Consider the following 22,699-nt stretch of genomic DNA (forward strand, 5'->3'; position numbering starts at 1 on the left):
CGGGCCGGCTCAGACCGGGATGACGCAGTCGTCGAGCGCCCGGGGGTAGGTGGTCAGCGGCTGCGACCCGGTGGCGGTGACGACCATGCTGTCGCTGATGCGGTAGCCGGCATGGCCGGGCATGTACAGGCCGGGCTCGTTGGAGACGACCATGCCCGCCTCGAGGGGCGTCTCGTCGCCGTCCTCCAGCCACGGCGGCTCGTGCATGCCGAGGCCGATCCCGTGACCCTGCCGGTGGCGCAGGTACTCGCCCAGCCCGGCGTCCCGGATCACGCCCAGGCAGCGGGCGTTGCTGGCCGCGCAGGGGACGCCCGGAGCGATCGCCCGGCCGCCCTCGGCCTGCGCGCGGCGCACCGTGTCGTGGTACCGGCGCTGGTCGGCGGTGGGTTCACCGAGCACGAACGTGCGCTCCCCCTCCACGAACCGGCCGCCGACGGCACAGCCGAGCGAGAGCATGAAGGTGTCCCCCGGACGCAGCCGGTACCCCGAGGGCAGACCGTGCGGGATGGCCGAGTTGGGGCCGGCGTACACGAGCCCGCCGGCGAGCGGTGAGACCACCACGACGTCGTCGTGCTCGGCGTACATCGTGGCCGTGCCCACCGAGGTGACGTGCCGCACGAGCTCCTGCTCGCTCGGCAGGTCGCCGCCCGCCGCGACGGCCTCGGTCACGAGGGCGACGCCGGCGGTCAGCATCAGGTCGGTGATCCGCGCCGCCTCGCGGTGCAGCGCCAGCTCCTCGGGCAGCTTGCGGTACCGGGCGCGGGTGACCAGCTCAGTGGGTACCCACTGCGCCGCCGTGAACGCGCCCTGGGCGAGCGCGAGACGGTGCTGGGTGATCAGCGTCGTCACACCCAGGCGCCCCCGGAGGTGCCCGGCGGCCCGGGCCAACGGTGCGAACGGGTTCTCCACGCCGGGGTACTCGGCGTAGGACACGATCTCCGCCCGGGCGTGCTGCTCCTGCGCGTGCTGTCGTTCCAGCTCCGGGACCAGCAGCACGGCGGAGCCCTCGGGACGCAGGAGCACGGCCACGGGCCGCTCCCCCGGGTGGTGGAAGAAGCCGGTCAGGTAGGCGACGTCCTCCGGGTCGTCGGTGAGCACCGCGTCCAGGTCCTGCGCGCGAAGGCGGTCGCGGACGCCGTCCTGCAGCCGGTCCAGGACGTCGGCCGGGAGGCGCTGCCGGAAGCGGGCCGGGGTGCCGGTCGTCGTCGTCATCGGTCCTGGTTCCTCGGGTTGCGGGCGTCGTTGTACGCGATGGACAGGAGCGTGGCGGAGAGCACGAGCGCGAGGATGGCCAGGGACGGGAACAGCGTGAGCCACCACGCGCTGACCATCGAGCCCGACTGCTGGGCCTCGTAGAGGATCCGGCCCCACGACCACGTGGTCGGGTCGCCCAGGCCGAGGAAGGCGAGCCCTGCGGCCGAGAGCACCGCTCGTGAGGCGGTCACCACCACGGAGACCACGACCACCGGGGTGACGGCGGGCACCACGTGCCGGCCGATGATCCAGGCCGCGTCGCGTGTCATGAGCCGTGCGGCGTCCACGTAGGGCAGGCCCACCACGGCCAGGGCCTGGGAGCGCACCAGCCGGGTCACCTCGGGCCAGGAGAACGCCGCGACGACCAGGATGATCGTGGTGGTGCTGGGCCCGGCGAGCGCGGCCACGAGGATCATGAGCGGGAGCACCGGCAGCGACAGGGTCAGGTCCACCAGTACCCCGACCACCGCGTCGACCCGGCGGAAGTAGGCCCCGACGACGGCCACCAGCGTGCCGAACGCGATGGCGATGGCGGAGGCCGCCACCGCCACCAGCACGGACTGGCGGGTGCCCCAGACCACCTCCGCGAGCACGTCCCGGCCCAGCGCGTCGGTGCCGAAGGGGTGCGCGCCGCCCGGTGGCCGCAGCACGTCCGGGCCGTAGCTGGCCGGCGGCGCGGACAGGACCGGCGCCAGCACGCTGACCAGCACGATCAGCGCCAGGACGACCAGGGAGAACATGCCGAGCGGCTGGCGGCGGAAGGCGCGCCAGGTGGCACTGCCGGCGCGGCGGGCACGGGCCGGGTCCTCCCCCGCGGCGGCGGGCGCCATCGGCTCGCCCAGGGGTTCGCCGGCGAGGGAGGGTTCGGGCAGCGGCGGCCCGGACAGGGCCGGGCCGGGGATCGGTGCGGTCACGATGCCTTCACTCTCGGGTCGAGGAAGCCGTAGGCGATGTCGGTGAGCATGTTCGCCGCCACGACCGTCACGGCCAGCAGGAGGAACGCGCCCTGGAGCACGGGGAAGTCGAGCTGGGTCACGGCCTCGTAGATGCCTCGGCCGATGCCGGGGTAGGCGAACACCGTCTCGGTGAGGACCGCCCCGCCCACCAGGAACCCGAGCTGGAGCCCGATGAGCGTGGTGGTGGGCAGCAGCGCGTTGCGCAGCGCGTGCTTCCAGAGGATGCGGCGCGGCGAGAGCCCGTTGGCACGCGCGAGGGTCACGTAGTCGTCGCCCAGCGCGTCGACCAGCGCGGCGCGCATGGTCAGCACGTACGGCCCGAGCTGGACCAGCGTGAGCGAGACGGCGGGCAGCACGAGATGGGACAGCACCGACCCGTACCACTGGAAGCCGTACACGTCCTGGTCGTAGGCACCCCCGATGGGGAACCAGCCCAGCCCGAGGCCGAACAGGAACAGCAGCACGATGCCGACGCTGGGCACGAACAGGGACTGCCCGGTGACACCGATCACCTGGACCACACGGTCCCACGTGCGGCCCTTGGCCGACGCGGCGAGCGCACCGAGCGGCACGCCGATCACGACGGTGAGCGCCAGGGCCGTGACCGTGAGCAGCAGCGTCCACGGCAGCCGGTGCAGGAGCACGTCCAGCACCGGCACCGACTGGGTGAACGACGTACCGAGGTCGCCCTGCAGGAGCTGTCCCAGGTACAGCACGTACTGGACGGGCAGCGGCTGGTCGAGGCCGTACTGGACGAGCAGGGCCGCCCGCGCCTCCTCGGTCATGTTCGTGCTCGCCACGGCGAGCGCGGGGTCGCCCGGCAGCAGGCGCAGGAGCAGGAAGGTCACGGTCACGGCGAACCAGATCGTCAGCACTCCCCGGCCGAGACGACGCAGGACGAACAGGGTGAGAGACACGCGGGCGGCCTTTCTGGTCGGATCCGGTCGGCGGCTACTGGCCGGAGACCCGGTAGGCGGACGCCACGGACTGCGCGTGGACGACGGACAGCAGCTCGCTGGGCTTGATCACGAAGCCGTCCCAGTCGGAGCTGTAGGCCATGTACAGGTTCTGCGTGTACATGATGTTGTCGTAGACCTGCTCGTGGACCAGGGCCGCGGCCTCCCGCATGACCTCCACCTTCTCGTCGGTGTCCGGCGTGACGGCCGCCCGGGCGACGAGCTCGTTCAGCTCGGGGTCGTCCACGTGGGTGTAGTTGATGGCACCGCCGGGCAGGTAGGACAGCGTGAAGTTGGTGACCGGGTCGTCCATGATGGCGAAGTTCCCGGCGTAGATGTCGTAGTCGCCCTCGTCGGTCCGGGCCAGGTAGGTGTTGCGCTCCAGGCCCTCCAGCTCGATGGTGATGCCGGCCTCGGCCGCGCTGTCCTTGACGAGCTGCGCCCACTGGCTGGTCACGCTGTCCTGCAGCGAGTACAGCAGGCGGAAGGAGACGGGGAACATGCCGTCGGCGTCCGCCGTGTACCCGGCGTCCTCCAGGAGCGAGCGCGACAGCTCGGGGTCGAACTCGTACTCGGTCAGGGAGTCGTCGTGGTACTGGGACAGCACGGGCATCAGCGGGCTGGACCCGGTCGAGTCGGCCTGCCCCTGGAGCACCACCTCGCGGATGGTCTCGTAGTCGGCCGCGTGCGCCAGCGCCTGGCGCACCTCGGTCTTCGCCAGGTCCGGGTGGTCCATGTTGTAGACCATGTGCGCGTAGCCGAGCCCGGGCACCTCGGCGATCTCGATGCCGTCGGTGCCCCGCAGCTGCTCCACCTGGGCGGGCGGCAGGGCGTTCGCGATGACGTCGACCTCGCCGCTCTGCAGCGCCAGGATCTCGGTGTTGACGTCCGGGTAGACGCGGTAGACCACACGTGCCGGGACGGGAGTGCCGCCCTCGACCAGCGGGTAGTCCTGCTCGGTGCGCTCCAGGGTGTAGCTCTGCCCGGCCTGCACGTCGGTCAGCACGTACGGCCCGGCGCTGACCCAGCCGTCCTCGCCGTCGTTCGCGAACTCGGCGACCGACCCGGCCGGCTCGAAGACGTGCTGCGGCACGATGTTGCCCCAGAACCCGATCTCCTCGATCACGGACGTGTCAGGTTCGGTGAGCGTGACCTCGACACGCGTGGGCGAGACCGCCTCGGCGGACTCGACGTGCCCCATCTGGCCGTAGAACGTCCCGGCGGGCGCGTCCTGCTTGACCGCGTTCAGGGTCCAGGCGACGTCGTCGGCCGTGAGGGGCTCGCCGTCGCTCCAGGTGAAGTCGTCCCGGATCTCGTAGAACCCGGTGGTCTCGTCCACGTAGCCCCAGTCGGTGGCGAGGGCGGCCTCCTTGCTGCCGTCGTCCGCGATGGAGAGCAGGTGGGGGTACATGAGGTTGGTGACCCAGTAGTCGCTGCGGCTGTTGCCGATCAGCGGGTTGTAGTTGACCACGTCGGTGGTCGTGGCGATGGTCAGCGTGTCGTCGCCCGCCTCGGCGGGCGCCCCGCTCCCCTCCCCCTCGGACGACGGCGCCTGCGGCGCGCACGCGGCCAGCGCGAGCGCACCGGCGACGGCGGCGCCGGCCAGGCTCAGTCTTCGCAGCTTCATCAGATCCAGACCTCCTCGAGGACACGCAGGGTGTTGCCGCCGACGACGGCGCGGATCTCGTCGTCGGACCAGCCGTGCTTGACCAGCCAGCCGATGATGTTGAAGAACTCCTCGGCCGGGTTCTCGACGCCGTCGACGTACTCGACCTTGTCGTAGTCCACGTGGCCGTGGGCCTGGGAGATGGAGAGGTTGGACGAGAAGGCGTCGTGCAGGCCCACGTGGTCGCCGAACAGGGTGTCGGGGCCGAACGTGACGTGCTCGATGCCCACGAGGTCCACGCAGTACTGGAAGTGGTCCATCACCGACTCCAGCGAGTGCCGGGGGTGCTTCGGCGAGAGCGTGGTGTGGGGCGCGGCCTCGATGCCGATGACGCCGCCGCGGCGGGCGCACTCGACGATGGTCTCGTCGGTCTTCATCCGGTTGGTGGGCCACAGGCCGCGGGCGCCGGCGTGCGTGATGAACACGGGCTTGGTGGACGCCTTGATGGTGTCCAGGCAGGTGCGGTCCCCGGAGTGCGAGATGTCTATGGCGATGCCGAGCTTGTTCATGCGTGCCACGGCCCGCTCGCCGAAGTAGGTCAGGCCGCCGTCGCCCCGCTCCTTGAGGCCCGAGCCGAGCGTGTTCGCCTCGGAGTAGGCGATGCCCATCATGCGCACCCCGAACCCGTAGAGGACGTCCAGCCGGTCCACCTCGTTCTCGATCATGGTCGCCGCCTCCAGCGAGAAGACGTGGGCGATCCGCCCGGTCTCCTGCGCGTGGCGGATGTCCCGCAGGGTCTCGCCCTTGACCACGAAGTCCTGGTGGGCCAGGTCGGCCATGCGGACGCCGAGGTCGAAGAGCACGTCCTGGTACTTCCACCCGGCATCGCTCGAGATGCAGCAGGTGCCGTCCATCCCGTTGTCGAACACGGCGGTCAGGCCGGAGCGGCTCAGCCCCTCGTAGCCGGTGCTCTCCCGGCCCTGCCGGATGTATCCGCGCAGGTCGCCCATGTCCTGGGGGAAGACCTGGAGGTGGTCGTGCAGGGAGATGACGGTCTCCTGCTCCAGGAGGCGCGCGGTGCGCTCCGTCTCGCTCGTGGTCAGGTCGAGCCCGGCATAGGCGGGCACGCGGCCGACCTGCTGCGCGAGCTCGAAGGCGCGGTAGTCGACGTCGGGCTCCAGGTAGTCGTAGGCCCGGTATCCCGCGTACTGCTTCGCTGGCTCCAGCACTGCTGCCTCCTCGTAACAAACCGGCGTGGGTGACCTCACCGTCGCGACTATCCGGCGCTGCTGTCAATCCTGGTGGGTTAATCCGGCTCAAGAATTCACGTGAGCGAAACATCCGGTGACGCCGGGCAGGGCACCATGGGTGACATGACACGCAGCTCCGACGGCCCCGACCCCGTGCTCCGCGTCCGTGGCCTCGACATCGGGTTCCGGTCCGGCGCGCACGTCACCCCGGTGGTGAGCGGCCTCGACCTCGACGTCCGCCCGGGTGAGCTCGTGGCCCTCCTGGGCGAGTCCGGCTCGGGCAAGACCGTGACCGCACGCGCCGTGCTCGGCATCCAGGACCCGGCCGCGACCGTCTCGGCCCGCGAGCTCGTCGTGGGCGGCACGGACCTGCTCACGTGCACCGAGGAGGAGCGGCGCGCGCTGCGGGGCGAACGCATGAGCATGGTGCTCCAGGACGCGCTCTCCAGCCTCAACCCCGTCCTGACCGTGGGCGACCAGATCGGCGAGATCTTCCGCGTGCACCGCGGACTGGGCCGCCGGCAGGCACGCGAACGGGCCGTCGAGCTGCTCGACCTGGTCGGCATCGCCGCGCCCGGCACCCGGGTGGACGACTACCCGCACCAGTTCTCCGGCGGCATGCGGCAGCGCATCCTCATCGCGATGGCGATCGCGCTGGAGCCGGACCTGCTGGTCGCCGACGAGCCGACCACCGCCCTCGACGTCACCGTGCAGGCGCAGATCCTGCGCCTGCTGCACGACCTGCGCGGCCGGCTCGGCATGGGGGTGCTGCTCATCACGCACGACATCGGCGTCGTCACCGAGGTCGCCGACCGCCTCGCCGTGATGCGCGACGGCGTGGTGGTGGAGCAGGGGGACGCCGACGCGGTCTTCGCCGCGCCGAGCGCGCCGTACACCAGGACGCTGCTGGGCTCGGTCCCGCGCGCCGGCACGGCGCGCGTGCTGGAACCGCCGCCCGCGCAGCCCGACGACGCACCCGCACGTGCCGACGACGTGGTGCTGGAGGTGAGCGGCCTGGGCCGTACCTTCCACGGCGGGTCGCCGCTGGCCCGGCGCACCGTCCGCGCCGTGGACGGTGTGGACCTCGTGCTGCGCCGGGGCGAGACGCTCGGCGTGGTCGGGGAGTCCGGCAGCGGCAAGTCGACGCTGGCCCGGATGGTCGTCGGGCTGGAGAGCGCCGACCAGGGCACGGTCCGCTACCACGGGCAGGACGTCACGCGGCGCGCCCGGGGCCGGCGGCCCGCGCCCCGGACCGGTACCCAGATGGTGTTCCAGGACCCGTACACCTCGCTCGACCCGCGCATGCGGGTGCGGGACATCGTCGCCGAACCGCTCGTGGTGACCCGTACCGGTACCGCCGCCTCCCGGCGCGACCGCGTCGCGGAGCTGCTGGAGCTCGTCGGGCTGCGCCCCGACGTCATGGACCGGTTCCCGCACCAGTTCTCCGGCGGGCAGCGGCAGCGCATCGGGATCGCGCGGGCGCTGATGCGCGACCCCGACGTGCTGGTCTGCGACGAACCCGTCTCCGCCCTGGACGTGACCATCCAGGCGCAGGTCACCAGCCTGCTCGTCGACCTCCAGGACCGGCTCGGCCTGTCGATCCTGTTCATCTCGCACGACCTGTCGGTGGTGCGCAACCTCGCCCACCGCGTGCTGGTGATGTATCGCGGCACCGCGGTCGAGACGGGAGACGTGGAGCAGATCTTCGACCGGCCCGGGCACCCGTACACGCGCGAGCTGCTCGCCTCGGTGCCGCCGCTCACCCGCGCCGAGCGCGGGCGGCTGACGGCCGCCTGACCCGGCGGCCATCATCGCGCCGAAGGGGAATGTCGACGTAGGAATCCCTCAAGGTGTCGATCGTCAGAGCGAGAGTTGCTGCCCGATGACCGTCTCGGCGTGACGTCGCATGGGTGCAGCGATCTCGGGGTGTTCACCGTCTTCGACGAGGCGGAGGTACTTGATCGCGGCGATGAGCTGGGCGACCCCGCCGGAGTAGGTGTCGAGCACGCCAGCGAACTCGGTGCGCGCTCGTGCCTCGATGTCGGGGTGCAGGACCGCCGAGCAGGCGAGGTGGGCGGCGTCGTACCCGGCCGGGGCCCAGCCCCAGCACTCCCAGTCCAGGATCGTCAGATCCGGTGCCGTGAGGTTGCCGAAGTGCAGGTCGCCGTGGGCGACCTGCCAGTGGATCCGGTCTCGGTCGATCTCAACGCCGAACCATGCGCGGAGCGAGGCTTCGAAGCGGCGTGGGTTGATGGCCATGCGGTCCGTCGTGGCGATACGTCGCAGGGGTTCCAACCCGGCACGGAGGTTGGCCCACCAGACGTCGGGCAGGTCGACGTCGTGGTCCAGGACGAGCCCGGTCCCCACCGTGGGTCGGTCGATGTAGGTGAGCAGGTCTGCCCGTACGTTCAGGGCGCCGTCAGCCCACTCCACGGACCGCAGCAAGTGCGGCATCGGGATGTCTTCGAACGGTCCACCTGTCGCGGTGGCGATGCCGTCCCACATGTCGCCCATGGCCCACTCCAGACTCTGGGCGGCGACCCGGAGCCAGGCGGGACCCGAGGTCCGCGCACCAGTCGTGCCGTTGTAGCGACCTGCGGCTGCAGGGCCTTCGACGGTCACGCCAAACCGGTCGGCCGCCTGGGTCAGATATCTCGTGAGCCGGTCGCTGTCGGGCTCCATCCCGCGCCCTCCGTTCGCCGATCTGTAGTGCTGCTGGCGCAACCACGTGTCGAGGTCCGATGCCCGCTGTGGGTACGGCACGATGTTGGCATGACACGCACCCGCACCGCTGGTGGACCCTACGTGCGTGAAGCGCGCGCGGACCAGCTCCCGGACGAGGGCTGGCCGTTCACGATCCCCGCCGTCCGCGCTCTGGCCGACGGTGATGCGCTGGACCTCGACCACCCGGTCACGTTGCTGTGCGGCGATAACGGGAGTGGCAAGTCCACGATCCTCGAAGCGATCGCTGATGCAGCCGGCCTGAACGCCGAGGGCGGGTCTCGCAACTTCCAGTTCAGCACCCGCACCACAGAGGTGCCGCTGGCCGAGCATCTTCGCTTGGTCCGGCACCCAGGCCGGCGTCCTCGCGACGGGTTCTTCCTGCGTGCCGAGTCGTACTTCAACGTTGCCTCCGAGATCGAACGTCTCCACGACGAGCCGGACACACCGCCCCTGCTGCCCGTCTACGGTGGCATCTCCCCGCACGAGCGGTCGCACGGTGAGTCGTTCCTCGACCTGGTGACCCACCGGTTCGGCACGAGCGGGCTCTACCTGCTCGATGAGCCAGAGGCGGCGCTGTCGGCCACGGGCTGTCTCGCGCTGCTGGCACGCGTCGCCGAACTGGCCGAGCAGGGGTCGCAGTTCATCATCGCGACCCACTCACCGATCCTGCTGGCCATCCCCCGCGCGGTAATCCACCAGCTCGACGACTCGGGCTACTCGCGCATCGACTACGACGACGCGCTCCCGGTGGTCACGATGCGCGCGTTCCTGGCCGACCCGGGGCGGTTCGTGCACCGCCTCCGGGCCGACTGACCCGCGGGCCGGTCACTGGAAGTAGGGCCAGCACCGACCATCCGGCGCGCACGGCGAACAGCTCGGACCGCACTTGGGTGAGCACGTCGGGTTGCAGTTCGCCGGAGCGCACGAGGGCGCGCACGTCGGCTCGCAGCGATGCGGCGCGCACGTGGGGTTGCAGTTCGGGTTGCACCCCGACGGGCTCACACCGAACGCGTCCTGGAGTTCCGCGGTGCGGCGCGCGAGCTCCTGTCCCGCCAGCACGTCGGCCAGGGCCGTGTCCTGGACGTTCCCGACCGGCATCCACCTGGTGAAGACACACGGCCAGACGGCGCCGTTGGGTCCGATCGCCAGGACTCCGTCACCGCAGTTGCCGCACAGCTCGGCGACCGTGGCGTCCCGGTCGCGGATGCCACGTCCGACCTGGCGTAGGTGGTCGACACCGACGTCCGCGACGCCGAGGGCTTCCAGCTCGGCTGTGGCAGCCTGGACGTTCTGGTCGTCCAGCATGCCGATGATCCCGGCCCGCAACGGGACACCGTGAGCGATCGCCTTGGTGATGTTCGCCTTCGTACGAGCGTGGGTGTTGCGGCGCGTGATGAGCAGGTGCTGCTTCGGATCGGTGGTGTACCAGGAGCAGGCCAGCCGGACCCCGGGCCGAGTGAACGTGTCCCACATGCGATCGGAGACATGAACGAGGTTGGAGAAGACCTCCACCTCCAGGCCCTGGTCCAGGGCGTACTCGACCAGCAGCGCCAGATCAGGGTGCAGGGTGGGTTCGCCGTCGATGAACTGCACCATCTGCACGCCCAAGTCGGCGCACTGGTCGATCACTCCCAGCCAGTCGCTGCTTTCCATGACGCCATGAGTCCCATCGGGACCCGACTCGGCATAGCAGTGGACGCACTCCAGTTGGCACTTGCCGGTGATCTCCAGCCAGACGAAGTTCAGGTTCGTCTGTCGCGTGGTGCCGGACGCGGGCTCGGTCGTTGCGGTCATCTGTTCCTCCAGGTTGGTATCGGTAGTGCCTGGGGGTGCGGGCTGGGACCGGGACGATGGTCCCAGCCCGCCTGAGGGGCGCCCGTCAGGGGTGGACGGGCTTGCGGCCGGGCGCTGCTGCGGGGAGGTGCAGGGGTCCGGGGGTGCGCACCGGGCCGCAAGATCGGGAAGTCAGGAGATCGTGAGAGGCAGCTCGAACCCTGCCGGTCCGTCACCGATGACGCTGCGCCACTGAGCCCGACGGCGGCCCTCGTCCCCGCGAGGGAATGGCAGGCCGGCCTCCAGCGCGGCGGTTTCGATCGCGCGCATGGTGGTGCCGACGCCGGACGGGATCGGCGCGTGCCTCACCCAGTGACCTGTCTGGAGCGTCCAGACCTCGCATCGGGACAGATCCGTCCCGGTGCCGTGCCACACGCGCAGGACGGCCGGTCCTGGCGCGGTGCGCTCGCCGACCGTGATCTGTCCGGCCAGCGGCGAGAGCGAACCGTCGATGGCCGGGACGAGGGAGGCCAGCACCGGCAGTACCCCTGCCTGGTCGATGGTGCCGGTGGTCTCGTCGGCGGCGCTGCGCACGATCGCTGGCGCGTGGCCCATCGCGACCGAGCGCCCGGCCCACGCCAGCATCGTCAGATCGTTGACACCGTCCCCGACGGCCACGGTGCGCTCAGCGGGGATGCGCAGGTGCTGGCGTATGCCGTCGAGCGCAGCCGCCTTGTTCACGCCGCGGGCCGCGATGTCGAGCCAGTCAGGCCCCATCGCAGTGACCGTTGCGCCGACGGAGTGCAGCGCGTCGGTGTACCGGCGGATGCCCGGCGCGATGAGCACGAGCCGGGTGACGGGCTGAGCGGTGAGGTCGTCCATCGTGACCAGCTTCTGCTGCCCGTTGAGATCCCCGGGCTCGAACGGCTCGCTGGTCCTCCAGCCCCACCCGACCTCTTCCACCGCGGCCCGCACCTCTGGGACGAGGCCGGTGGCGTGGCGGATCACAGGACCGGGGTCGAAGGTCCGGCCCTCCACCACGTCGTACCCCGACGGCGCGGACCGGTCCAGCCGGACGGTCAGGGCGCCGTTGGAGCCGACCGCCCACCCATCGGTCAGACCCAACCGGGTAGCGACCGGCAGCAGACCGACCAGCGACCGCCCCGACGCGGGCACGATCTCGTGTCCGGCAGCACGCGCCAGGTCCAGAGCCTCCACGGTCCCGGACGGAATCCGGCCGTCATCCACCAGAGTCCCGTCGATATCGAGCGCCACGAGGGTCTGCGCACACGTCAGTGTCGCGGCGTTCATCGGGCCACCACCTGGCGCAGCACCGACCGGACCTGGACCTCCATGCCGTCCACCAAGCCCGTCCAGAGGGTGTGTCCCGGTACGAACATCCGATGGTCCAGCGGAAGGTCGCAGCCCAGTGTGCGGGCGATCTCCTCGCCGTCGTCAAGGTTCACTGGATGGAGGCTGATGCGATCGCGGGTGTAGGTCACCAGTTCGACCCGCCCTGGGCCGATCGTGGTGAGGACCGCTGCCACGACGTCGAGCGCTACGAGCAGGGAAGTGTCCATCGGCGCCGGAGCCTCTCGGACCGTGGGCATCATGTTGGGTGTCATGGCAACTCCGGTGCTTGGTCCGTCCAAGTGGACGTATGGCAAGTTGAGCTGCCAGTTCATCGGTGTCGGGCATTGTCGACAAGCGCCCGAACACCATGCCGACATGCCACCGACAGGAGCCGCGGGAACCCCGAGAGAAGAGTGGCGTTCTTGGAGGTCTACGGTGCGTCCCTGATCGACGCGTGAAGTCACCGACCCATCTTGGAGTCGGCCAGCCCACGTTCCTGGTGGGTGGGCCTAGGCTCACGAAGTCTGGGCGGGCGATGCCCTCAGTGATTGCCGCTGGTCGCGGGAATCTTGCATTCGAGGATGCCGCCGAGACACGTGATGGTGAATTCCCCGTACTCATCAAGATGTTCCCGGAGCAGGGATTCAGCCGCTTTCACGGTGTCGTGGAACGGGATGCCGGTCTTGTTGGCGAAGGACTCGTAGGACGCCAGATGGTTGATGACCGGCCCGGTCGAGGTGACGCGGATCGTCCCTGGAAGTTCATGGACCTGGACGGAGCCGAAGTATCTGCCCAGCATCTCCGGTGCCGCGTTCAAGGAGAATCTGCGGGACAGCGATATTCGTTCGGGCGGGTCAGGAGTGCCAAGAACGTGGGACGCGGCACGGCGCCAGAGGTCGTCGAGTTCGCTCTTGTCCTCGATCGCGTTGGTGGACACGAATGCCGTTCCCGACGGATCGAGAACCCGGGCCAGCTCCCGGACCCCGGCCTCGACGTCTTCGACGTGATACAGCATGTGCATGGCCAGCACGACCTCCGCGGAGGCCGCTGCAAACGGCAGGTGTGCGGCGTCAGCGACGACCGCCGGCGAACCCACTGCACCCAGGATCCCGGGTGCGATGTCGATTGCGATGACCGCAGCGCGCGGGAACTGCCCTCGGAACCGCGATGTGTAGCGGCCGTTGCCGCACCCGACGTCCAGGACCACCGTCGGGTCCGCGTCACTGAGACGTTCAAGCACGATGCCGGGCAGGTCGTAGGTCGGTGTCTGGAAGTCATAGAGCCGTTGCCGGGACTGGAGGTACCGGTCGTCGGCGTACGCACTCTTCGCGATGACCGACCTGTCCGAGGTTGGCTGACCGCCGCTGTTCACGACCCGCCACCCAGCTGCATGGGACTGCGGTCAGGGAGAGCGTGCAGCTCCACAAGTTCTTGCCGTAGCTCGATCGCGAGAGCGCTGCGTAGGTATCGCCGTGCGACCAATGCCCCCTCCAGCTCAGCGAGGCGCTTTCTGATGCTGGCAGTTCGGTGGTGGTCGGGAGCTGCCAGGACGGGCTGGACCATGGATACCGCCCCGTCCAGATCGCCCGTTGCGAGGTGTGCAGCGGTGAGGTCGAGGTAGGCGGCCAGGATGTCCGGCCCGACGACTTGCCCACCTGAGCGTTCGAGTTCAAGTTCGACTGCTCGGTTGCTCTGCTCGATGGCTTGTGGAATGTCCTGATGGTTGGCGAGAGAGAGCAGCGCCGTGCCCGCGTAACCTGCCTGCTTGCGTTCGGGAAAGGTGAAAAGCCCGCTATCAGTGCTTGCGTCCCCGGGATTCCCGATGACCCGTGCCCTGGCTTGCTCGGCAGAGTTGATCGCGCTCAGGGTGGCGGATCGGTTTCCTGCCTTGCCCTGGGAGCGCGCCAACAGCCCTGGGAGGCGAACGGTGATGGTGCCACTCGTGGCGTGGTCCATGCCGTCGACCGCGAGCGCAGCAGCGTGTGCATAGTTGCCGTTCCAGTAGGCAACGAGTGATTGGACGCTCCGGACCCAGCCGAGGAAATTGGGATGCCCGGCGGCTTGCGCGCACAGCCATGCGACGTTTGCAATCGCTTGTGCACCAGCGTAGTTTCCGTGGTCCATCAATAGATGAGCGGCAAGCCCCGTGATCTGCGCGGCCTGGAGATGTAGGTGCCGCGTTTGCTCGGGAAAGCGATTGCGTTCGATCATGGCGAAGACCGAACGTTGCAGCAACGCTAGATCTCGCCTCATCAGTTCTGGCGGCACAGAGCCAAAACGCTCCGAGAGTCGTCGGATCTCCAGGTCGGTGAACTCCAGGGCTTCTGGAGCTATGGCACTTCCGGCCAGCGCCGAAGCGAAACGCGTGGCCTCTAGGATCTCGTCGGCGGGCTCCGCCTGAGAAAGTGGAGCATGTGACGTCGAGTTCGGCGCTGGCCCCTCAGGGCCACGCGCGATGGCCCTGGCCCCATTTCGCTCGGAGAGGCGAGAACGAGCGTTCCGCACATCGCTCTGCCTCTGCGCCACCACTGCGCCATTGACCTTGCGGTAGGCAGCAAGAAGCTCACCTTGGGCACCGAGCGCCCGATCGCACTCTGCCCAGAATCTCTCCTCGGGAAACTGACGCCCAGTCTCGGTGTTCGCGATCGACGAGCGCGACGAACGGACCTGCCCCTCAGCGATCAGCTGCTGCTGACTCCAGCCCTTCGCATCCCGCAGGTCAGCCAGCATCAGGCCGAGATCTGCCTTCATCCGAGCGATAGCACCAGAATCCATTGCGGTCCTCCCGAGGTCCGCCCTGCCCTCACCACGACCAACGGGGCTCCACATGGCGTCGGTCAGTACCCTGACCGTGAACGGCGCGCCCGCATTCAGCACCGTGCAAACACACAGACAGTACGACGTGGTGCCGGAGCAGTCGACCCCGCCCGTAGGTTCAGCACGGCGCTCTGGACAACTCCCGGACCACGATGCGATGGCCTCGCAGCCCACGAGAAGCCCACAAGGTGTCCGGCCGCAGCCGGACCTTGCCGGCCGGCATCAGAGAGAACGGCTTGTTTCCAGCAGCCGCAGGTGGCCATTCTCATCGCCTCATGCTCGAATGTGAGAGCCACTGGTACATGGTACTGCTGCCCGACGGGCGGATGACAAAGGAGAGCTCATGAACTGGTCACGCAGACGAGCGGCGTCCGGAGTAGTGGCCTTGCTATCAGGGATTCTCGTGGTCGGGCTGAGTGTGACGGCACATGCCGTGCCTGCTGGTTCGGAGGCGCTGGGTTCCAGGGCTGCCGAACAAACAGCGGCCATGATGCGGGAACTGGAGTATCAGGTCATCATCGACGACGCGGCGGGCAATATCACGGTGCAGGAGGACGGAACGATCGTCCAAAGGATCGGAGATCAGCAGATGGTCCTTGACCAGGATGGCTCCTGGAGCATCGGCGATATCCCCGAGAACCGCGCAATCACCGGTGCAGCATGGGTCAGCGGTTGTGCGGGATCATTTGGTGGTGTGATCAAGGTGCGCAACTATTTGCAGAGCGGAGCGACTCAGACATGCTCGGAGGGCGCATATCCACAGTGGATCAGGTTCCAGTTGCGCAGCACCTGCTCGGGTCCTCTTTGCATCCGGTTCAGCAACGAGACCGGCAAGATTCGGAGTAACAACGGTCTGGGCTACTCACGAGTCGCGAACGTGACCTATACCGAGCGCTGCAAGTCGTCAGGGAAGCGCAAGTACTCCCAAGTCGTGTGGCCCGCAGGTAGGGGCGTCGAGTTCGGTCCGGTGGTTGACCGCAAGGAACCGGTCGTCGCCTGTGACCTCAACGCGTGATCGACAGGCGCTCGGGGCACACAAGGTGCCTTGGCACAGACGTCAGATGACCCAGATTGCCTGCCCCTGACGGTCAAGCAGCGGTGAATCGTGCAGGCCCAGGATCGACCGGACCCACCCGATCGACAGCCCGCCTGCTGTCGCGATCTCATCGTCGCTGGCGCCGAGCGAGTGAGCTTCCCGGACCAGCGCTCCCGTGGTCGCGACCGCGGAGGCGTCCATCTGCTCGCCATGGCGCTCACGCTCAGCACCTAGTCGGCCCAGCGCTTCCTCTGCATCCGATCCCATGCTTCGACGATACTCGCCAGAGTTGGGCGATGCTCCCCGATGAGCAATCGGGACAAAATCCATGGATCGGTGGCATCCGCCAGGACGCCTCTGACTTGTGCTACGGCGACTGCTCATCCGAGTACGTCCGGGCACCGCCACGCCCGCCTCCCGGCCGAAGTCGGCCGTGGCCAGCACCGCCGAGCCGGGCAGGTCCAGGCCCTCGTCTGCGAGCACGTCGCGCACACCCTGGAGTCGAAGCACCCCGGGCCCCGGCGTCGGGCCGTGCTCCGTACCCACGAAGGCGAACCGGCGGCGACCGGCGGCGATCAGGTGGGTGGCGACCTCGCGGGCCGCGGCCCGGCTGTCGATGAAGACCTGGTCGAACGCGTCGCCCCGGGTGTGCTCGCCCAGCAGGACCGTCGGCGTCGTGGGCCGCAGGTCGGCCAGGTCGTCGCTGGTCAGCGCCACCGGGCAGATCAGGGTGCCCCCGATCCCGCGGTGCGGGTGCCCGGTCGCCACGCGCTGCTCCTGCTCGACGGCGCCGTCCGTCTCCTCGATGACCACCGTGCGCCCGAGCTCGCGCGCCCGGCGGATGACCGTGTGCGCGAGCGCGGAGTAGTAGGGCGAGCGGATGTCCGGCAGGGCGAGCTGGATCACGTCGGACGTACCGCTGCGGAGCTGGCGGCCCACCACCGACGGTACGTAGCCGACCTCGGCGACCGCCACCTCGACCCGCTCCCGGATCGGGGCGGCGACGCTCGCCCGGCCGTGCAGCACGTTCGACACCGTGCTGGGCGACACCCCGGCCTGCCGGGCGACGTCCTTCACCGTCGCGGGCCGCCCGCGCGTCGAGGCCGTCATGCGCCCATGATCACACAGGCCAGGGCCGCGCTACTCCTTCACCGACCCGGCCGTCAGGCCCTCCACGATCCAGCGGCTCGCCACCGCGAACAGCACCATGGTGGGCAGGATCGTGAGCACCGCCGCGGCCGACATCGGGCCCCAGGCGATGTTGAACGTCGAGATGAACCCGTTGAGCGCCGCCGGGATGGTCTTGGTGGCGTCGGAGTTCAGCAGGACGACGGACAGGAACAGCTCGTTCCAGCAGTTCACGAAGTTGAAGATGAACGCCGCGGCGATCCCCGGGGCCATCACCGGCACGAGCACGCGGAACAGCGCGCCCAGGCGCGAGCACCCGTCGATCATCGCTGCCTCCTCCAGCGCGTCGGGCATGTTCTCGAAGAACCCCCGCAGCATCACGGTGGAGAACGGGATGCACATGGCCACGTAGACCAGGGCCAGCCCCGGCCGGGTGTCGACCAGTCCCAGGTCGGACAGCATCGCGTACAGGGGCCCGAGCGCGATGAACGCCGGGATCATCTGGGTGAGCAGGAACGCCCCGAGCACCGCACCCTTGCCGCGGAACTCGAACCGCGCCAGCACGTAGGCGCTGAGCAGGGCGATCAGCGTCGCCGTGCCCCCGGCCAGCAGCGCGACCGTCAGCGAGTTGCCGATGAAGGTGCCGAAGCTCGACGTGGCGAACAGGTCGGTGTAGTTGGCCGTGGACGGTTCGGACGGCCAGTACTCCAGCGGCCACCGGTTGATGGACCCGGGCGCCTTGAAGGACGTGACCACCACCCAGTAGAGCGGGAAGAGCGTGACGACCAGCCACAGCGCGAGTCCCGCGACCCGGACGACGCGCCCCGTCATCGCTGGTTCACCCGCTTCATGGCCACGAGGTAGAACGCGCAGAACACGAACAGCACCACCATGACGGCCAGGCCGATCGCGCTCGCCAGGCCGTAGGAGCCCTGCTGCGTGTACTCGATCATCCAGGTGGTCACGATGTGCGTGCGTCCCGCGGGGCCGCCGGCCGTCATCGCATAGATGATCTCGGGCGAGTTGAACGTCCAGATCGCCCGGAGCAGCACGGTGAGCGCGAGCGTGGTCCAGATGTACGGGATCACGATCGAGAAGAGCCGGCGCACGGTCCCGGCGCCGTCGATGGCGGCGGCCTCCAGCACCTCGTCGGGCACCGACTGGAGCGCGGCGAGGATCATGATCGCGAAGAACGTCACGCCGTACCAGACGTTGGCGACGATGACGGCGACCATGGCCAGCGTCGGGTCGGCGAGCCACGGCAGGGGCGCGTCCACGAGGCCCGCCTTCATCAGCAGGTCGTTCACGACGCCGAACTCCGCGTTGAACATCCAGCGGAAGAGCATGCCCACCAGGAAGCCGGAGACCGCCCACGGGTAGAACACCAGCGCCTGGTAGAGCCCGCGGAAGCGGAACCGGCGCCACAGCGCCAGGGCCACCAGGAACCCGATCACGAGCTGCGGCACGATCGAGCCCACGACCCACACCACGGTGTTCCCCGCGACGACGGGGAACACCGGGTCCCCCAGGATGGTGAGGAAGTTGCCCAGCCCCACCCAGGGCGTGGAGGTGAGGTCCCACAGGTTCCAGTCCCGGAACGCCATCTGCGCGCCCTGGAGCATGGGGAAGTACGTGAACCAGCAGACGAGGACGATGGCCGGAGCGAGGAACCCGAGGATCGTCAGCGCGTGCCGGAGCCCGAAGGGCGTACGACGCCGGGGCACGCGTGGCGCACCGGCACGCGGCGGACGGACGGCGGTGGCGGTCACGTCAGCTCTCCGACGCGTACTTCTCGGTCCAGAACGTGTCCCACTCCCCGAGCAGCTCGCTCGTGGTCATGTCGCCCAGCAGCACGGCCTGCAGGTCCTGGTCGGCCTTCTGCTCCCACTCGGTCCACCAGCTCACGCCGCGCGGCTGCACCACGTTGACGTACGTCTCCGGGTCCTCGGTCATGGTCACGTAGCTCGACCACGGGCCCTCGGAGTAGAACGGGTCCTCCCCCGCGCCGTCGATGATCGGCACCAGGCTGTTCTCCTGCGCGAACCGGGTGGCCGGCTCCGCGCCCGACAGGAACTCGACCAGGTCGGCCGCCTCGGCCTGGTGCTCGCTCGCCTCCGCGACGCCCCAGCCCGCGGTGGCCAGCGGCTGCGCCGCCTTGCCGGTGGGGCCGGTCAGCAGCGGCGCGGTGGACCACTGGTCCTCGGTGACGGTCGTCGACTGCGACACCGTGGCGATGACCTCCGGGTCCTGGAGCAGGAACGCCGTGGAGCCGTTGGTGAAGCCCTCGACCATCTCGGGGTAGCCCCACGACACGGCGGACGGCGGCGACGCCTGGTCGAACAGGGCGAAGTAGGTGTCGACGGCGTCCTGCGCCTCGGGCGCCGAGAAGATGGTGGCCCCGTCCTGCAGCAGGTAGGCGTTCTCCACGTCGAGGTCGTCGATCGTGTACGCCTCCACGGCGGCCACCACGTTGCTGAACCCGTTCTGGCCGCCGCGGAACGCGTAGCCGTAGGTGTTCTGTCCCGGGTCCTGGATGGCGGTGGCCTGCTCCAGCAGGTCGTCCCACGACGCCGGCGGGCCGTCGAAGCCCGCCTCCTCGACGAGGTCGGTGCGGTAGAACAGCGACAGCCCGTAGAAGCCGTACGGCACGTAGTAGCGGGCGCCGTCGGGCGCGGTCACGGCCTGCGCGTTGTCGGTCAGGTCGTCCCAGCCCGCCCACTGCGGGGCCTCGTCGGACAGGTCGTGCAGCCAGCCGTTGTTGCTGAACGCCCCGACGGTGCTGTCGCGGACCTCCAGCACGTCCACGCCGCGGCCGGACTGGAGCATCTGCTGGAGCTTCTGGTCGGCCTGGTCGGTGGGCGGGGACACCAGGTCGACGGTGACGCCCGGGTTCTCCGCCTCGAACTCGTCCAGCAGCTCGCGGATGAGCGCGGTGCGGGCCGGGTTGGTCAGGCTCTCGACCATCTGCAGGCGGACGGTCCCGTCGGCGGCGGACCCGCCTCCGGAACACGCGGTGAGGGCGAGCAGGCCGATCGTGGCCAGGCTCGCGGTGACGGCAGCTCGGGTGCGGTGCACGGGCGCACCTCTCCTTCTTCTCGGTCGGTGTGGTGTCACTGGCCCCGGCGTTCGTCGGCGAACGCCAGGATCTGGGGTACGGCGCGCTCGACGAACGCCTCGAAGTCGCGCGGCTCGGTGTACAGGTGCGCCGAGAGGCGCAGGTAGCCCACGCCGCCGAAGCTCGTGAAGGCCGACTCGACGCCGGCCAGGTCGAGCAGGCGCAGGCGCAGCTCGTCGGCGTCCGTCCGGTCCCGTCCGAGACCGTCCGGGAGCCGGATCAGGCGCATCGCGGGCACGGGCATGCCGACGTCGGTGGCCACGGGTCCGTCGACATGGGGCTGGAGGGCCGCGCCGATGACGTCCACGCCGTGGTCGGCGAGCGCCGCCATGGTCTCGCGCGCCCGGGCCCAGCCGTGCTCCCGCTCGACGAACCGGACGGCGTGCGGGGAGGCGAGGTAGGCGGTCGCGTCCAGGGTGCCCTGGGAGTCGAACCGCTCCGGGTAGGGCTCCTCGGCGCCCCAGGAGTCGATGAGCGGCCAGAGGTCGTCACGGTCGGCGGCCCGGGTGACGAGCAGCGCGGACCCGCGCGGCGCGCAGGGCCACTTGTGCAGGTTGCCGAACCACCAGTCGCCGCCCGCGGCGGCGGCCGCGTCGGGGACGAGGCCGGGCGCGTGCGCGCCGTCCACGAGCACGCGGGCGCCGCGTTCGTGGGCGACCTGCGTGATCCGGGCGGTCGGGAGCAGACGGGCGGTGGGCGAGGTGATCTGGTCGACGACGACGAGGCGCACCGTGCCGGTGAGCTCGGCCCGGAACCTCTCGACGACCTCGTCCTCCGTCGCCGCGAGCGGCACGGCGACCGTGCGGACGCGGGCACCGGTGCGCCGGGCGAGCCGGTGGGCGCCCATGGTGACTGCGCCGTAGCCGTGGTCGGTGACCAGGATCTCGTCGCCGGGCGCGAGCCGCAGGGAGTTGAGCACCACGGTCGCGGCCGCCGAGGCGTTGGGCACGAACGCCGTGTCCTCGGCCCGGGCACCCACGAACGGCGCGATCTCGTGGCGGGCGGCGGCGATGAGCTCGGGCGTCCGGGGAAACCAGGCGACAGGGCTGAGGTCGGCCTGCCGCCGCAGCTCCTCCTGGTGGCGCCCCACCTCGACGGGGACGGCGCCGTAGGAGCCGTGGTTGAGGTGCACGACGGTGTCGTCCAGCGGCCACGCGTCCCGGGCCGGCCGGCCGGACGCGAGCCGGACGGGCACCGGTGCGGTGGTGGTGTGCACCTGGTCCATCGACCCTCCCTCGGGTAGTTGTCGGACAACCATGGCAGGCCAGGCAGCACAAGGCCAGAGATTCCTGGCAAATGACACAGATCTGTAGGACAGGTTTTACGGGGGCGAAATGTCCGCGGCGGCAGGGAGAACCTGACATGCTGGAGGGATGCACGAGGTGAGCGCGGTCGAGACGGCACTGCACGGGGTCCGCACCCTGATCGCCGACGGCTCCCTCCAGCCGGGTGACCGGCTGCCCAGCGAGGGCGAGCTGAGCGAGCGGCTCGGTGTCTCGCGCGGCTCGATCCGCGAGGCGATCCGCACGCTCTCGGCCCTGGGCGTGGTCGAGACGCGCCGCGGGGCCGGGACGTTCGTGGGCGAGCTGCGCGCCGCCGACATGATCCGGACGCTCACCCTCACGGTCGGCCTGCTGCCGCTGGAGTCGATCCTCGAGCTCTACGAGCTGCGCCGCGTGCTGGAGGCGCATGCCGTGGCCCTGTCGGCGGCGCGCTGCGACGACACCACGCTGACCCGGCTGGCGGACCTCCTCGACCGGCTGGAGGCGAGCGAGGACGTCGACGAGCAGTCGGCGCTCGACCACGAGTTCCACATGGGAATCGTGCGGCTGTGCGGCAACGAGTCGCTGGCGTCCCTGGTGTCGGTGCTCCGGTCCCGGTCGCGCGCCTACCCGGTGCTCACCCCGGACACCAAGCGGGTCTCCGACGCGGGCCACCGCGCGATCCTGCGCGCGCTGACGGCACGCGACCCCGTCGCGGCGTCGGTGGCCGCGGCGGCGCACGTCACGCAGAGCGAGGTGTGGCTGCGCGAGCGCCGTCCGGCGCCGGACCCGGTGGACTGACCCCGGGCCGACCGGGGCGCACGGCCCCGGCGTGGGTCAGGCCCGGCCGTCCGCGGCGCCGACCTGGTGGAACGCACGGTCGAAGTGCACCAGGGCGCGTCCGCCGTCCCGGGCGGACGCGTGCACGGCGACGACCCGGCCGACGAGCAGCACGTGGTCACCCGCCTCGACCTCGGTCCAGGTCTCGCACTCCAGCACGTGCCGCGCGTCCTCGGTCAGCAGGGGGACGCCGGCCCGGCCCGCGCCCACGACCCGGCCGATGAACTTGTCCGGGGCCTTGGAGGCGAACACGGCGGCGACGTCCTCGCGGTCGTGCGCCAGCACGTGCACCGCGAACCGCCGCGCCGCACGTAGCGGCGCCAGGGTGCGGCTGGTCCGGCCCACCCCGACGGCGACCAGCGGCGGGTCGAGGCTCACGCTCATCACGGCGGTGGTCGTCAGGCCGGCGGGGACGCCGCCCGCCGTCGTCGTGACCACGCACACGCCGCTCGCCAGCCCGGCCATCGCGTCCCGGAAGCCGTCGGCGACGGACCCCCCGCGCGATGTTGATGACATCAACATACGTCCATCGTCGGTGCTCGATGTTTCGCGTGGATCACTCCGGCGGACGCGTTCTGTTACGTCTGCCGCCGGCCTCGGTAAACCCCCTCCGACCGGCGCAATCGCCT

General features: G+C 70.0%; 21 protein-coding genes. 4 read left to right on the top strand and 17 right to left on the bottom strand.

The window, feature by feature from the left end:
* Window positions 1–9: 9 nt before the first annotated feature.
* The 5 genes from ACO229_RS14675 to ACO229_RS14695 are packed head-to-tail and all read right to left on the bottom strand — an operon-like array spanning window position 10 to window position 6,001.
* Entirely contained in the window at window positions 10–1,212 is a 1,203-nt protein-coding gene (locus ACO229_RS14675) for a M24 family metallopeptidase (RefSeq protein ID WP_423461930.1), read from the bottom strand.
* Entirely contained in the window at window positions 1,209–2,168 is a 960-nt protein-coding gene (locus tag ACO229_RS14680) for an ABC transporter permease (RefSeq protein ID WP_423461931.1), read from the bottom strand. Before ACO229_RS14680 ends, ACO229_RS14675 begins: the two co-directional genes overlap by 4 nt.
* Window positions 2,165–3,127 (bottom strand): ABC transporter permease, encoded by a 963-nt coding sequence (locus ACO229_RS14685; protein WP_423461932.1) that lies wholly within the window; start codon window positions 3,125–3,127, stop codon window positions 2,165–2,167. The genes ACO229_RS14680 and ACO229_RS14685 overlap by 4 nt, the downstream gene beginning before the upstream one ends.
* A gap of 34 nt (window positions 3,128–3,161) precedes the next feature.
* On the bottom strand, window positions 3,162–4,793 hold the full coding sequence (locus ACO229_RS14690) for an ABC transporter substrate-binding protein (protein WP_423461933.1): 1,632 nt from the start codon (window positions 4,791–4,793) through the stop codon (window positions 3,162–3,164).
* The gene (locus ACO229_RS14695; protein WP_397409701.1) at window positions 4,793–6,001 is read right to left on the bottom strand and encodes a dipeptidase; all 1,209 of its coding nucleotides are present in this window, start codon (window positions 5,999–6,001) and stop codon (window positions 4,793–4,795) included. Before ACO229_RS14695 ends, ACO229_RS14690 begins: the two co-directional genes overlap by 1 nt.
* A 99-nt stretch (window positions 6,002–6,100) precedes the next feature.
* Here ACO229_RS14695 and ACO229_RS14700 point away from each other — a divergent pair, with 99 nt between their 5' ends.
* Window positions 6,101–7,819 (top strand): ABC transporter ATP-binding protein, encoded by a 1,719-nt coding sequence (locus tag ACO229_RS14700; protein ID WP_423461934.1) that lies wholly within the window; start codon window positions 6,101–6,103, stop codon window positions 7,817–7,819.
* Between the two features lie 63 nt (window positions 7,820–7,882).
* Here ACO229_RS14700 and ACO229_RS14705 read toward each other — a convergent pair whose 3' ends face one another.
* Window positions 7,883–8,704 carry a phosphotransferase gene (locus ACO229_RS14705; protein ID WP_423461935.1) on the bottom strand — a complete coding sequence of 274 codons (822 nt, stop codon included), beginning with the start codon at window positions 8,702–8,704 and terminating at the stop codon, window positions 7,883–7,885.
* A 90-nt stretch (window positions 8,705–8,794) separates the two neighbouring features.
* Here ACO229_RS14705 and ACO229_RS14710 point away from each other — a divergent pair, with 90 nt between their 5' ends.
* A complete protein-coding gene (locus tag ACO229_RS14710) occupies window positions 8,795–9,559 on the top strand; it encodes an AAA family ATPase (protein ID WP_423461936.1) in 765 nt (254 codons plus the stop codon).
* A gap of 12 nt (window positions 9,560–9,571) precedes the next feature.
* Here ACO229_RS14710 and ACO229_RS14715 read toward each other — a convergent pair whose 3' ends face one another.
* From ACO229_RS14715 to ACO229_RS14735, 5 genes are all read right to left on the bottom strand, one after another.
* Window positions 9,572–10,540 carry a radical SAM protein gene (locus ACO229_RS14715; RefSeq protein WP_423461937.1) on the bottom strand — a complete coding sequence of 323 codons (969 nt, stop codon included), beginning with the start codon at window positions 10,538–10,540 and terminating at the stop codon, window positions 9,572–9,574.
* Between the two features lie 171 nt (window positions 10,541–10,711).
* On the bottom strand, window positions 10,712–11,830 hold the full coding sequence (locus ACO229_RS14720) for an HAD family hydrolase (RefSeq protein ID WP_423461938.1): 1,119 nt from the start codon (window positions 11,828–11,830) through the stop codon (window positions 10,712–10,714).
* Window positions 11,827–12,204: a hypothetical protein gene (locus ACO229_RS14725; RefSeq protein WP_423461939.1), complete on the bottom strand. Its 378-nt coding sequence runs from the start codon at window positions 12,202–12,204 to the stop codon at window positions 11,827–11,829. The genes ACO229_RS14720 and ACO229_RS14725 overlap by 4 nt, the downstream gene beginning before the upstream one ends.
* A gap of 209 nt (window positions 12,205–12,413) precedes the next feature.
* The gene (locus tag ACO229_RS14730; RefSeq protein ID WP_423461940.1) at window positions 12,414–13,244 is read right to left on the bottom strand and encodes a class I SAM-dependent methyltransferase; all 831 of its coding nucleotides are present in this window, start codon (window positions 13,242–13,244) and stop codon (window positions 12,414–12,416) included.
* Window positions 13,241–14,623, bottom strand: a complete 1,383-nt coding sequence (locus ACO229_RS14735; RefSeq protein WP_423461941.1) for a helix-turn-helix domain-containing protein — start codon at window positions 14,621–14,623, stop codon at window positions 13,241–13,243. The genes ACO229_RS14730 and ACO229_RS14735 overlap by 4 nt, the downstream gene beginning before the upstream one ends.
* A 409-nt stretch (window positions 14,624–15,032) precedes the next feature.
* Here ACO229_RS14735 and ACO229_RS14740 point away from each other — a divergent pair, with 409 nt between their 5' ends.
* The gene (locus tag ACO229_RS14740) at window positions 15,033–15,704 is read left to right on the top strand and encodes a hypothetical protein (RefSeq protein ID WP_423461942.1); all 672 of its coding nucleotides are present in this window, start codon (window positions 15,033–15,035) and stop codon (window positions 15,702–15,704) included.
* A 42-nt stretch (window positions 15,705–15,746) separates the two neighbouring features.
* Here ACO229_RS14740 and ACO229_RS14745 read toward each other — a convergent pair whose 3' ends face one another.
* From ACO229_RS14745 to ACO229_RS14765, 5 genes are read right to left on the bottom strand one after another with little or no spacing between them, the layout of a single operon-like run.
* The gene (locus tag ACO229_RS14745) at window positions 15,747–16,835 is read right to left on the bottom strand and encodes a LacI family DNA-binding transcriptional regulator (protein ID WP_423461943.1); all 1,089 of its coding nucleotides are present in this window, start codon (window positions 16,833–16,835) and stop codon (window positions 15,747–15,749) included.
* Between the two features lie 30 nt (window positions 16,836–16,865).
* The gene (locus tag ACO229_RS14750; RefSeq protein WP_423461944.1) at window positions 16,866–17,684 is read right to left on the bottom strand and encodes a carbohydrate ABC transporter permease; all 819 of its coding nucleotides are present in this window, start codon (window positions 17,682–17,684) and stop codon (window positions 16,866–16,868) included.
* Window positions 17,681–18,622, bottom strand: coding sequence for a carbohydrate ABC transporter permease (locus ACO229_RS14755; RefSeq protein ID WP_423461945.1), 942 nt, complete (start codon window positions 18,620–18,622; stop codon window positions 17,681–17,683). The genes ACO229_RS14750 and ACO229_RS14755 overlap by 4 nt, the downstream gene beginning before the upstream one ends.
* Before the next feature lies 1 nt (window position 18,623).
* Window positions 18,624–19,928 carry an ABC transporter substrate-binding protein gene (locus tag ACO229_RS14760; RefSeq protein ID WP_423461946.1) on the bottom strand — a complete coding sequence of 435 codons (1,305 nt, stop codon included), beginning with the start codon at window positions 19,926–19,928 and terminating at the stop codon, window positions 18,624–18,626.
* A gap of 35 nt (window positions 19,929–19,963) precedes the next feature.
* Entirely contained in the window at window positions 19,964–21,193 is a 1,230-nt protein-coding gene (locus tag ACO229_RS14765) for an aminotransferase class V-fold PLP-dependent enzyme (protein WP_423461947.1), read from the bottom strand.
* A 148-nt stretch (window positions 21,194–21,341) separates the two neighbouring features.
* On the opposite strand from ACO229_RS14765, the gene ACO229_RS14770 reads away from it, so the two are divergent.
* Entirely contained in the window at window positions 21,342–22,031 is a 690-nt protein-coding gene (locus ACO229_RS14770; protein ID WP_397429900.1) for a FadR/GntR family transcriptional regulator, read from the top strand.
* A 36-nt stretch (window positions 22,032–22,067) separates the two neighbouring features.
* On the opposite strand, the gene ACO229_RS14775 is transcribed toward ACO229_RS14770, so the two are convergent.
* Window positions 22,068–22,586: a flavin reductase family protein gene (locus ACO229_RS14775; RefSeq protein WP_423461948.1), complete on the bottom strand. Its 519-nt coding sequence runs from the start codon at window positions 22,584–22,586 to the stop codon at window positions 22,068–22,070.
* Window positions 22,587–22,699: the final 113 nt, after the last annotated feature.

Source organism: Promicromonospora sp. MS192 (assembly GCF_049532985.1).
Classification (GTDB): Bacteria; Actinomycetota; Actinomycetes; order Actinomycetales; family Cellulomonadaceae; genus Promicromonospora.